This window comes from Sanguibacter inulinus (genome assembly GCF_013415325.1).
In the GTDB taxonomy this organism is placed as follows: domain Bacteria; phylum Actinomycetota; class Actinomycetes; order Actinomycetales; family Cellulomonadaceae; genus Sanguibacter; species Sanguibacter inulinus.
The window spans coordinates 154,811-165,859 of record NZ_JACBYE010000004.1 but is presented as its reverse complement, the minus strand read 5'-3'; the positions used below and the strand labels follow the sequence as shown (position 1 = coordinate 165,859).

General features: G+C 68.9%; 15 protein-coding genes and 1 other RNA gene. 12 read left to right on the top strand and 4 right to left on the bottom strand.

What is annotated here, in order from left to right:
- The 10 genes from HZZ10_RS03195 to HZZ10_RS03155 all read left to right on the top strand — a co-directional run.
- Nucleotides 1–2,122 (top strand): peptidoglycan-binding domain-containing protein (locus HZZ10_RS03195; protein ID WP_218928367.1); only part of this gene is annotated, 2,122 nt, incomplete at its 5' end.
- On the top strand, nt 2,122–2,982 hold the full coding sequence (locus tag HZZ10_RS03190; RefSeq protein ID WP_179912382.1) for a hypothetical protein: 861 nt from the start codon (nt 2,122–2,124) through the stop codon (nt 2,980–2,982). The genes HZZ10_RS03195 and HZZ10_RS03190, both read left to right, overlap by 1 nt.
- A gap of 88 nt (nt 2,983–3,070) precedes the next feature.
- Complete coding sequence (locus tag HZZ10_RS03185) at nt 3,071–3,493, top strand: hypothetical protein (protein ID WP_179912381.1); 423 nt, start codon at nt 3,071–3,073, stop codon at nt 3,491–3,493.
- Between the two features lie 2 nt (nt 3,494–3,495).
- On the top strand, nt 3,496–3,831 hold the full coding sequence (locus HZZ10_RS03180; RefSeq protein WP_179912380.1) for a hypothetical protein: 336 nt from the start codon (nt 3,496–3,498) through the stop codon (nt 3,829–3,831).
- Between the two features lie 38 nt (nt 3,832–3,869).
- On the top strand, nt 3,870–4,748 hold the full coding sequence (locus HZZ10_RS19345; protein ID WP_179912379.1) for a peptidoglycan recognition protein family protein: 879 nt from the start codon (nt 3,870–3,872) through the stop codon (nt 4,746–4,748).
- Nucleotides 4,748–4,876, top strand: a complete 129-nt coding sequence (locus tag HZZ10_RS19340; RefSeq protein WP_257152663.1) for a hypothetical protein — start codon at nt 4,748–4,750, stop codon at nt 4,874–4,876. Before HZZ10_RS19345 ends, HZZ10_RS19340 begins: the two co-directional genes overlap by 1 nt.
- A gap of 5 nt (nt 4,877–4,881) precedes the next feature.
- On the top strand, nt 4,882–5,304 hold the full coding sequence (locus HZZ10_RS03170; RefSeq protein WP_179912378.1) for a hypothetical protein: 423 nt from the start codon (nt 4,882–4,884) through the stop codon (nt 5,302–5,304).
- Nucleotides 5,305–5,526: 222 nt separating this feature from the next.
- Nucleotides 5,527–6,735: a hypothetical protein gene (locus HZZ10_RS03165; RefSeq protein ID WP_179912377.1), complete on the top strand. Its 1,209-nt coding sequence runs from the start codon at nt 5,527–5,529 to the stop codon at nt 6,733–6,735.
- A gap of 41 nt (nt 6,736–6,776) precedes the next feature.
- Nucleotides 6,777–7,340 carry an endonuclease VII domain-containing protein gene (locus HZZ10_RS20155; RefSeq protein ID WP_179912376.1) on the top strand — a complete coding sequence of 188 codons (564 nt, stop codon included), beginning with the start codon at nt 6,777–6,779 and terminating at the stop codon, nt 7,338–7,340.
- A complete protein-coding gene (locus HZZ10_RS03155) occupies nt 7,313–7,867 on the top strand; it encodes a deoxynucleotide monophosphate kinase family protein (RefSeq protein WP_179912375.1) in 555 nt (184 codons plus the stop codon). The genes HZZ10_RS20155 and HZZ10_RS03155 overlap by 28 nt, the downstream gene beginning before the upstream one ends.
- A gap of 494 nt (nt 7,868–8,361) precedes the next feature.
- Here the strand turns inward: HZZ10_RS03155 and HZZ10_RS03150 are convergent, their stop codons facing one another.
- The 4 genes from HZZ10_RS03150 to HZZ10_RS03135 all read right to left on the bottom strand — a co-directional run bounded on the left by HZZ10_RS03150 (nt 8,362) and on the right by HZZ10_RS03135 (nt 9,976).
- Entirely contained in the window at nt 8,362–8,679 is a 318-nt protein-coding gene (locus HZZ10_RS03150; RefSeq protein WP_179912374.1) for a hypothetical protein, read from the bottom strand.
- 65 nt (nt 8,680–8,744) lie between these two features.
- Nucleotides 8,745–8,885, bottom strand: a complete 141-nt coding sequence (locus HZZ10_RS03145) for a hypothetical protein (RefSeq protein ID WP_179912373.1) — start codon at nt 8,883–8,885, stop codon at nt 8,745–8,747.
- A 246-nt stretch (nt 8,886–9,131) separates the two neighbouring features.
- Nucleotides 9,132–9,511: RNase P RNA component class A (gene rnpB, locus HZZ10_RS03140), an RNA gene on the bottom strand.
- A gap of 78 nt (nt 9,512–9,589) precedes the next feature.
- Nucleotides 9,590–9,976: a tautomerase family protein gene (locus HZZ10_RS03135; protein ID WP_179912372.1), complete on the bottom strand. Its 387-nt coding sequence runs from the start codon at nt 9,974–9,976 to the stop codon at nt 9,590–9,592.
- 48 nt (nt 9,977–10,024) lie between these two features.
- Between HZZ10_RS03135 and HZZ10_RS03130 the strand changes: the two genes are divergently transcribed.
- A complete protein-coding gene (locus HZZ10_RS03130) occupies nt 10,025–10,480 on the top strand; it encodes a DUF7832 domain-containing protein (RefSeq protein WP_179912371.1) in 456 nt (151 codons plus the stop codon).
- 11 nt (nt 10,481–10,491) lie between these two features.
- Nucleotides 10,492–11,043, top strand: a complete 552-nt coding sequence (locus HZZ10_RS03125) for an NUDIX domain-containing protein (protein WP_056131951.1) — start codon at nt 10,492–10,494, stop codon at nt 11,041–11,043.
- Nucleotides 11,044–11,049: the final 6 nt, after the last annotated feature.

Genomic DNA, 11,049 nt, shown 5'->3' with positions numbered 1-11,049 from the left:
GCCCCAGGCCCCGCCTGCGTCAATCGCCGTAGACCCGATCCGCCGCGTCTCAGAGGTCATGCCCGCCCCCAACCTCGACCAGCGCGGTAACCCGATCCACTGGGAGCCGACAGAAGTGCGCCAGGGGCTCGTCGGCCACCTCCAGATCGTCGTCGAGGGCATCGACATCACCTACCACGGCGACGCCGAGACCCCCTTCCCCTCGTTCTCCCGGGTCGAGCCGTTCGGCTCCGACCAGGCGTCCATCCAGCTGCCGACCATCACCGCGTTCCACCAGCCCGGCGAGGGGTGGCTCTGGTGGTGCCGTGAGGGCGCGAACGTCGACATCCGCCTCGCGCGCCCGGACGGCTCGACAAGCTCGATGTTCGCCGGCGTCGTCGTCGCCCTCGGACACCACGAGGAGTCGGGCGTCTTCTCCCTCGACTGCCTCGGCGTGGTCTTCGCCGCCGACCTACAGCTGCGTCCCCCGCCGTTCCTGACCACCCCGCAGGACGCCGGGCGGATCGTGCCTGCCGTCCTCAACGCCGCGATCGGCCGACGCTTCGAAGCGATCCCCGAGGTCTTCACCGGCATCCCCGTCTCTGTCCTCGGAGGATGGGAATCGCGCGCCTCCGGCTGGGTCCAGCGCGCGCTCGCGACACTCGTGACCGGCGGCTCCCAGTGGACGATTGCCTGCGACGAACGCTCACCCCAGCTGCTCACGAAGAACGTCGACCACATCTCCTGGTCAGTTTCCAACGGCCAACGCGGCATCGACGTCGAACTCACCCGGGACGCCACCCAGGCACCGAACGTCATCTATGCAGAGGGCATCGGCCCAGACGGCGGGCGCTGGCGCAACGCGAGGTACCCGAACTGGGCACCAGATGCCACGCCGGACTACCCCAACACTCCGATCCGTTCGATCACCGTCGGGTGGACGGACGCACGCACGACCTCTGGCTCTGGAGTCTCGACGTGGCAGGCGAAGGCCGGCCAGCCGGTCACGGGCCGCTTCTCCCAGCAGGACCGGGCGGCCCTGCGGCGCATGCAGCAGGCCGCCGGAGTACTCGTGGACGGTGTTCTCGGACCGCAGTCCTGGGCGATGACCTTCGACACCGGGGCCAACACGGGGACGCTCGACGGCGCGTTCATCATGCCCGTGGCCTACTCCCCTAGCGTCGAGCCTCGCCTCTTCGGCCCAGACGGCGACGACCTCGGCGCGAACCCCGAGTACGCACCCGGTGTCCTGCGGGTCGAGCGATACATCAACTACGGCGCGGGAGCCACACGCTCCGACGGCGTGCGCGCCTCCGAGGAGATCCTTGCTCGAGACTCCAACCCAGGCTGGGTCGGCACCGTCACGATGAGCCTTGACCCAGAAGAAGGCTCCCGCCTCGAGACCGTGCGAGAGGGCACCAACGGGCTGATCCGCAACTTCCGCGGGACAGACCTGAAGGTCCACGTCGCCAGGGTGGAGTACAGCGCCGAATCAGTCACGGCCACGGTCGACACCAACGCGCGGGACTATCCCACCCTCGACGCGATCCTCGACCGAGACCGCGAAGCCACAGACCCCGCCCGCTCCTACCGGAAGTCGACCAACACGGGCGAGCTCTCAAGTGACCGCGCAACCTGGGACGCAGAGTCCCCCGGTGGTCGCATCCCGCGCCTCGCCCTCTTCTCGAACCTGTGGACCGTGATCCGCATCCCCGTCGCCCAGTACGGCTCAATCGTGCGCACCGAGTTCACGTCAACCGGCCCAGCCCGAGCCTTCAGTGTCGCGGTGTTCGACCGCCCCATCACCGCCGCAGGGCTGGTCAGCTTGGTCGGCAACCCACTCTGGATCCCCGACGCCGACGACGCACCAGAAGGAGGATTGACCAACCCCTGGCAGGACTCCTCTGATGCCCTCGACGCATCGGGACTGCTCATGTCCTGGGGATGGGCCAAGCAGCCCGCAGGCTACTACCCCGGCCAGTACTCCGACCCCGACGGCGAAGACGCATCACCAGTGACCGGCCGCATGCTCGATGACGCCTCCTGGGACTACTCCTCGACGCAGCCCCCGTGGCTGTGGGTCGCCATGATTGCTGAGGGGTCGACCTTCATCGAGGGGCGTTTCTGGCACGGGGTGTCCTGATGGCGTTCAAGACCGTCGCGATGCCGTTCGTCGGCGCCCCCCAGACCGGCGACCGCTTCTGGGACGAGGGGTTCCTGTTCCTCGTACCGACGCTGCCCGCGATCGCGTGGGCATATCCGATCCGCGTAGACATGTACCTCCAGCAGACCGACGGTCTGGATCGCGTCTCGTGCAGCCCGTGGCTGATGAACTCACCCAGCGAGATCCGCGGCACGCCCTCCGTCCTCAACGCTGAGTTCAACTTCCCCGACACCGCCGCCTGGTCGCAGTTCTCCGTCGGCAACTTCGGCCCGATCCCACCGGAGCCGCGGTACCTCGGCCTCCTCTCGGAACGGTCGACATGGTCCCGCAACCGCGTCCAGATCAGCTCCGTGACCCTCACCTACACGGCCGAGGAGGATCCGGGCGATGCCGGAACCATCGAGCTCACCAAGAACGTAGAGGGCGCAGATCTGAGAGACCTGACCGGCGTCGGGTTCCCCGTGTTCGCGCGGAACGACCGCGAGGAAGTGATCGGCTTCCCCGAGGTGACCTGGCGGGGAGAGCTCGAGCCCGTGCAGATCGTCATCAGCCGCGGGCTAGTGACTTTCGAAGAACAGCTGGACGGACTGCCCACGACCATCGGCAACCGACGGGCGCGATGGAGAGAGCCGATCTTCGATCCACCTTTCGTGGAGGTCAACCCTGGCGGCATCTACCCCGTCACGGTGACCAACCGGGTCACCTACCCAGGGGGAATGTGGAACACACGGCAGAGGCAGGGGGCGACCGGCGTCACCGGCGGTTGGCCACTCCGGCAGCGCCAGAACGGCGGTGCGACCGGCTCCTGGCCCCTGCGCCAGCGACAGACCGGCATGTGACACCCCACGAGTGATGATCGACCCGTAAGAGACACCACGGTCATCACGTGGACACCCCGAGGGTGAACGATCCCACCCCGGGGACCCCATGCCTGACCGCAACCTCCCGCCGCGCTGGCGCACCACGCTGCGCATCCTGCGAGCCCTCGTCTACGCGGCCGTGACCTATGCAGGCCTGGCAGCGATCCTGTGGACACCCCGGACCATTGCTGGAGCGCTCGGCGTCAGCATCACCTACTCGTGGGCGGTGCTCGCGATCGCAGGCGCAGGGCTCGCTCTCGTCGGCCTGATCCGCGACGCCTACCGTCTCGAATGGGTCGCGGTCTGGTTCGCCGCGGCAGGGACCTCGGCCTACGCCGTCACCGTCTGGTCGCTCGTCGCCACCGAGGCCGCGACCCGCCAGACTCAGGCTGCCGTCTGCACCGGGCTCACCCTCGCGCTGCTCGTCCGCGCCGCCGAGCTCTCCGCGCACGCTGCCAAGCTCCGCGCCGACCACGCCAGGAAGGCCTGAGTGTGGAGACCGCCCTTCAGACCATCGCCACGCTCATCGTCGGCGTCATCGGCGGCGGCGGGCTCGCGACCCTGCTCAAGGTGCGCCATGACCAGCGCAACGGCGTGCGTGCCACCGACATCGCAGAAGACACCGCCCACGCCACAGCCCAGGACCGTCTCATCGAGCGCCTCGAGAACCGACTGGAGCGCGTCGAGGACCGCCTGTCGGCAGCCGAGGACGGCAACGTCGCCAAGGCCCTCCTGCTCCGGGCGCAGGGAGACCACATCGACATCCTCGAGGACTGGATCTGGAAGCAGAAGTCCCCGCCCCCGCCGCAGCGCCCCGCCGGGCTCTGAGCCCGCCCACCAAGATCCACGATGCCAGGAGGCACCCCGTGACTTACGAGTCCATCACCGACCGCAACAGCGGCAACTTCACCCCGGCCGGCGCCGTCCAGAAGGTCTTCGGCCGCCCACGCGTGATCAAGTCCATCACCATCCACCACTGGGGTGTCTACGGCCAGCGCTTCGCTGGCGTCGTCGACTACCTCTGCCGGCCCGGCGGGAAGAGCTCGGCGCACTACATCGTCGAGGACGGACGCGTGGCGTGCATCGTTGCTCCACGCGACGCCGCCTGGCACTCGGGCAGCGACGCCGGGAACGCCACCTCGGTGGGCCTCGAGCTCCGCCCCGAGGCGACCGACGGCGACTATGCCACCGCGGCCGAGCTCATCCGCGAACTGCGGGCTGCGTTCGGCGACCTGCCCCTCGTGCGCCACTCCTCGTGGAAGGCCACAGCCTGCCCCGGGAAGTGGGACCTCGACCGCCTCGACCGGCTCGCACGATCATCCGGCGCCAGCGGTGGCGGCACCAAGCCCGCCGCACCGCCCGTGCCGGCCCCGGTCAAGCCCACCCCCGCACGGACCACGAACCCCGCCGGCCGTCCGCTGCTCGACCTCGACGGGTTCCTCGGATCGGCCACGATCAGCGAGCTGCAGCACGTTCTCGGCACGACCGTGGACGGCATCATCTCCACCGGCCCCGACGGCTCGCAGCTCGTCGCCGAGCTGCAGCTCTACCTCCTGAGCAAGGGGCACGAGCTCGGCAAGGTCGACGGACAGGGCCTCTACCCGAACACCCACGGACGCACGATCAAGACGCGCACGCAGGTAGCCCTGCAGCGCTACCTGGGCACCACGCCCGATGGAGTGCTCGACGCCCCCTCCGCGGCGATCGAGGCCCTCCAGCGTCGCCTGAACGCCGGGACCTTCTGATGCGCCGCGCGGGCCTGTACTTCGCGGTCGCCATCGTGTCGTGCGGGCTCGCGTGGCTGCTGCTGGTCCTGATCACCTACATCGCGCTCGCACCCGTGCGGGCCGTGGCACACCTGATCGGAGCATGACCGCCATGAAGCACCTCCGCGAGTTCCTCGCCGACCTCACCACGCAGGCATGGACGCGCCTGTCCGTCATCGCACCGGCGTGGCTGCGCACCGTCGTCCCCGTCGCGTGGGGGTCGGCCTCCAGCTGGCTGCTGACCCACGTGACCTGGCAGCCCGTCGTCGATCTGGTCGCCGCTGTCGACCCGCTCGTCCTCGCCGGCGCGGCGACGGCCGTCTGGTACGCCGTGGCTCGCTGGGCTGAGCCGCACCTGACCGACTGGGTCACGCGTCTCGTGCTCGGGTCCGCTCAGGTGCCTGCCTACGATGCCGTGGCCGTGAAGAGTCCCGACGGGCCCGTGGCTGGCCCGGGGTCGATCGCGGCCGACGGGACGCCCGTCGCGGTGCTCATCGTCAACGAGGACGTCATCGTCGACGCGGGTCAGGCGTGAGCCTCGCCGCGGCGCTCAGCCGCGAAGCCGCACCCGTGCAGCGTGGCGGGCGATGCTCAGTTGCCCTGCTCCTCGAGACGCTCTCCGCAGACGACGCCGCCGAGCTGCGGTCGGCACTGGCGTCGCCCATGGAGCACGCTGCGATCGCCCGCGCGCTGACGTCCGAGGGGCACCGCTTCGCGTCCTCGACGATCGCTCGACACCGTCGAGGAGAGTGCCGCTGTGACGCTCGCTGACGCCCTCGCCGGCGAAGAAGACCGCGCGTCTGGCCGCGATAAGGGGTCGGTCGACGTCACCCCTGACGGTGCGACCATCAACAACGTCGTGGTCACGTCCCCGATCAGCGACGACTGGACCGCGGTCTTCGCGCTGTTCAACCTCGACGCCACGAAGTTCGAGGTCGTCGACGAGACCGTGCGCATGTCCACGTGGCAGCAGTCGAAGCGGACCGACGACGGTTCCCGTGACGGCGTCCAGCTCTACGCCTACTCGGCCAGGTTCCGCCGGGTCGACAAGGAGATGATCCCCGCGGCGTCCATCGAGCGGTGGCGACGCGCTCTCCAACGCACCGCGCCCACAGCAGCCCGGAAGGTCAGCGTGGGCGGGACGTACCTGATGCTGGTCGCTGATCCTCAGCTCGGGAAGAAGGGTACCGAGGAGGCCGTCGCGAACTGGCGACGCGGCGTCCTTGGGCACCTCGTGGAGATCCGCCGGCTGATCGCCTCGGGCGTCAAGGTCAGCGGCGTGCACGTCGCCTGGCAGGGCGACGAGACCGAAGGTGTGGCGAACAACTACGGGAACCAGGCCCACACGATCGAACTCAACCAGTCTGCGCAGATCGAGCTCGACTTCGACCTGCGGGTCTGGACGATCAAAGAGGTCGCCACGCTCGGTCTGCCGATCTCCGCGTCGTCGGTCATCAGCAACCACGGCGAGTGGACGCGCAACGGCTCCAAGGAGCCCGTCACGTCCCAGGGCGACAACACCTCCACGCACGTCGCCAGGCAGGTCGCGAAGCTCTTCGCCGAGCTCGAGCCCCACGGCGGCCCGAAGGTCGCCTGGACGATCGGTGGCGGTGACCCCGCGGTCGTCGTGCGTCTCTCCGGCGTCGAGTGCTACTTCTCCCACGGGTACATCGAGAAGGGCCGCGGCACCTCGTCGGAGACCCGCACGCGCGCCGCGATCGAGCGCCAGATCCTCGGGCGAACTGACACCCTCGGTATGACGCCCCTGTGGTTCTTCGCTCACTATCACCACGCCTACAGCAACGAGTTCGAGGGCCGCACCGTCTTCGGCTGCCCGGCCCTCGAAGCGGAGCGGTCGAGCGAGTACATGCTCAACCAGTACGGCGTCTGGTCGCCGCCCGGGATGCTCGGGTTGCTCATCGGCGGCAAGGCCGGACGCCGGTGGTCACACGCGTCGGTTTTCTGACACCCCCAGGCCGACGATGAGCACATGAGAGAAGCGCCCCAATGCCTCGTCTGACCGCAGCCCAGCGAGCGCTCGAGCCTCCCGTGCCGGCGGGCCTGAAGCGGTGCTCGAAGTGCAGGTCAGACAAGGTTCCAGTCGAGTTCGACCGGGCTGCTGACCAGCCCGACGGCCGAGGGCGACAGTGCAAGACATGCCGGGTCACAACCAAGGCTGCGAGCCAGACAGCGAACCCCGTGGACCCGGCGATAAGACGCGTCTACGTCGCCCGCTACCGCGCTCGGCACCCCGAGCGTGTGCGGGAGAGCGAGCGGCGCTCGAGCCTTCGGCGCTACGGGCTCACTCCGGAGCTCTATGACCAAATGCTCGAGGAGCAGCAGGGAGCATGTGCGATCTGCCGGAAGCCCGAGACCGTGGTTGATCCCGCTACCGCCACCACCAAGCCGCTGGCCGTCGACCACTGTCACGAGACCGGCCAGACCCGAGCCCTCCTGTGCCAGCGGTGCAACGTCGCGATCGGGTTGCTCGCGCACGACCCGAAAACCATCCGAAGTGCCGCCACATACGTGGAGGAGTGGGCATGCAAGAGCACATCAATCACCTCTTGATCGGCGTCAGCGGGAAGGCTCGCCACGGCAAGGACACGTTCGCAGCCTGCCTCGTCGAGCGCCACGGCTTCACGCGCGTCGCGTTCGCCGACCCCATGCGCGAGATGGCGCTCGCCTTGGACCCGATCATCTCCGAGGGCTGGCGCCTCTCCGCCCTCGTGGAGACCTTCGGGTGGGAGGAGGCAAAGGCCAACCCCGAGGTGCGCCGCACGCTCCAGCGGCTCGGCACGGAGGCTGGCCGCGGCATCCTCGGGGACAGTATTTGGGTCGACACAGCGATGCGCTACGCCCGCGCGCTCGGGGGCCGGGTCGTCTTCACCGACTGCCGCTTCCCGAACGAGGCCGACGCGATCCGGGACGCCGGCGGACAGGTCCTCCGCGTGAACAGGCCTGCGTTCCCTGACGACGGTGACCCGCACCCCTCCGAGAGCGCCCTCGACCGCTACCGGTTCGACGACCTGGTCCTCAACGACGGAACCGTCGACGAACTGCACGCGATCGCCGACCGCGTTGCTGCCGGTCTCTGACGATCGCAGTCGTGACACTCAGGTCACGGCGCTGGGCGCCTCCGACCGTCGTCCTAGTCCTTGTATGCCCGGCAGTCATCGCACCAGAGTCCGGTCGGCACGTCTCCGGCGAGCGAAGCCTCTCCAGGCATCGCACGGGTCCGCAGTGTCCGTGAGCACTCCGGGCACACACCAAGCGCGAGCCGCACCCGGCGGATTGGCACGTCACACTCGTCGTGTGCGGTCACCTCTACCTTGTGCGCCGGCCTGCCCCCCAAGGAGAACGACCGCACCTTCGCGGTCCCTACACGGGAACAGGCCGGGCACGTGAAGTCTCGGTAGTCGGTCTCAACAGACGTCATAGCTATCCCCTTCGACAGTCGCGCCCAATGCGCATGAGCTCTCTCACACGGTAGCGGTGTCGACCGACAGTCCTCAGACTTCGGTCCCGCACGCGCTTCCCGGTGGCGGACAGGACCTCGTCGCAGCTGAGTTCCTCGCCACCAGCGCTCCGATCAGGGCGCGACCAGCTCAGCCCACCACAGCTCCGGCTCGTGCATGAGCCAGTAGGCGGCGGCTATCGAGGGCACGGGGTCGGACAGCAGCCAGGAGCCGCTGCCAGTCCGTAGGAGCCCGCAGGTAGAGTCCGCCCCGAGCGTGAGGTGCCAGAGGTCGGCGACCTCAGCCGCTCGGCTGCTGTCGTGGGGCGTCCAGCCGGCCTCGACCAGCAGGACGTCGCTGATCGGCGCAAGCCCCGCTCGGGAGGCAGTGAGTCGGTCGAGCGTCGTGGTGATGTCGGGCAGGAGCGGGTTTGCCGCGAGTCGGGTGTCCATGCCCCCACCATCGCGCAGCACATTGCGCTGGAGCTAGAGGCGGCCGTGATCTGTGGATAACTCGGTCAGGGCCGCACGCGCTTCTTGATGGCCGCGAACACGACCTCGTCGATAATGCGGGACCGCTGGTCCATAAGCACCTCGACGAGCTGGGCGTGCGGGGGCCACTCGGCGTCGCCCCACCATGCGGAGCGGGCGGCTAGCATCACGAGGAGGAGCCGGTCGGGGAGTCCTTCGGCTCGAGCCTGGTCCATCGCCCTGGCAGCCGCAACGACTCCTTCTGCCGTCCGGCGAGCGGGCATCTGCGGGGGCTGCATCCTGGGGGCTCCCTGGGGGCTCAAAGATCTAGCGGCCTGCCGAAAGCCGCAGGATTCTGTAGTAACAACCCGACCCCCGGCAGCCCCCGAAGAGGCCGCGGGGCGAGCGTTTTCGCAGGTCAGCGACCTGATATGCGGATGAGCTGGCCGGTACGCCGGGTTCTGTGTCCCGCGCGCAGTTGCCCGCACGCGGGTGACGACCATCCATCTACGACGTACGTTGCCGCACGCCTCTAGCGGTCTACCCGGGTGCTCGGGCGAGCAGCCCTCGAACACACCCTGTCTGACCTTGCTCCAGGTGGGGTTTACCTAGCCGCGCCAGTCACCTGGCGCGCTGGTGGTCTCTTACACCACCGTTTCACCCTTACCCCAGACGCGGACGTCTGTGGCGGTCTGTTCTCTGTGGCACTGTCCCGCGGGTCACCCCGGGTGGGCGTTACCCACCACCTCGCTCTGTGGAGCCCGGACGTTCCTCGGCAGGGCCGGAGCCCTGACGCGGTCGTCTGGCCAACTCATCCGCGTCCCCAAGGGTACGCGACCCGGAGTGGTCGGGGCCGCACCTCCCGGCTCCCGAGCTCGTCCCCCGCCGAGGCTCACACCTCGACCGTGTACCCCAGCGTTAGCTCGTCGCCGCTGACCCCGCGGATGCCCCAGCTCTCGCGGGGGCTCTCGATGACGACGATCTCGAGGTCGTCGACGGGCAGGTCGAGCGGACCGCAGACGCGCTCGTACATCTGCCGGATCAGCTCTCGCCGGGCTTCACGGCTGCGTCCGGTGAAGGCGACCACCTGGACGACGAGGTACCGGGGGCCGCGCTGCGGGGCGACGAGGTCGTCGTCGTCGAGCCAGACGAAACGCTGGAACTTCTTCTCGGGCGGGTACTGCCAGGCGTCGACGAGCGCGGCGTGCAGGGCGTCGGAGAGCTCTTGACGCTGGTCGCGCCACTGCGAGCGCCTGCCGTGCACGATGATCTGACCCATGCGGGCGACCTTAGGGGCGCGCCGGGGACCCGTGCAAGGATTGTGTGCATGAAGTTCGACGACGCCTCCTGGCACACCGAGGGAGACTTCCCCGCGGGTCTCCCACCCGAGGCCGGTGCGACGCACATCGGCATGTTCCTCACCTGGTTGATCCGGGCGCAGCACCTCTCGGACGAGGTCTTCGCCGACGCACCTGAGGACATCTTCGCCGTGCAGGCGGGCACCATGTCCGGTGCGGAGTTCCTGCTCACCTGGTTCGACGGTCAGCTGGGGGACGCTGTCCTGTCGAAGACCGGCGCGGACTTCGCGATGGCGTACTACGAGGGCGCCGGCGGGGACGTCACCTTCCTGTCCGACTACGCAGAGGCCTTCTCGGACGTCCCCGGGATCGACACCCTGTACAAGGTGCCGGACACCCAGGACAGCTACGACCGCGTCGGTCCGATGATCTCCTACCGCTACGAGCAGTGGCTGCACGACGGCCGTCCTGCGTTCCTCAGCTGAGAGGCCTGACGATGACCACCTCTGCTTGGACGACGCTGTCGTCGACCGTCGCGTACGAGAACCCGTGGATCCGGGTCCGCGAAGACGCCGTCGAGAGGCCTGACGGCTCCGAAGGCATCTACGGCGTCGTCGAGATCCGCAACCCTGCGGTGTTCGTCGTCGCCCTCACGGACGACGACGAGGTGGTGCTCGTCGAGCTCGAGCGCTACACCATCGGCCAGATGTCGCTCGAGGTCCCGGCGGGCGGCTCCGACGGTGAAGACCTGCTGCTCGCCGCGCAGCGCGAGCTGCGCGAGGAGACCGGGCTCGAGGCCGACTCGTGGGAGCCCATCGGCTCGATGCTCACGCTCAACGGCGTGTGCCACGCCCCAGAGCACGTGTTCCTCGCACGGGGCCTGCGCCCCTCCGCGCAGGCGCACGAGCAGGCGGAGGAGGGCATCGTCGGGACGCGGACGGTCCCGTGGGCACAGGCCCTGGACCTCGTCCGGGACGGGACGATCACCGACGGCGAGACGGTCGCCGCGCTCATGTACGCGGCGCTCGCCCTCGGTCGGGTGCGATAGGACGAT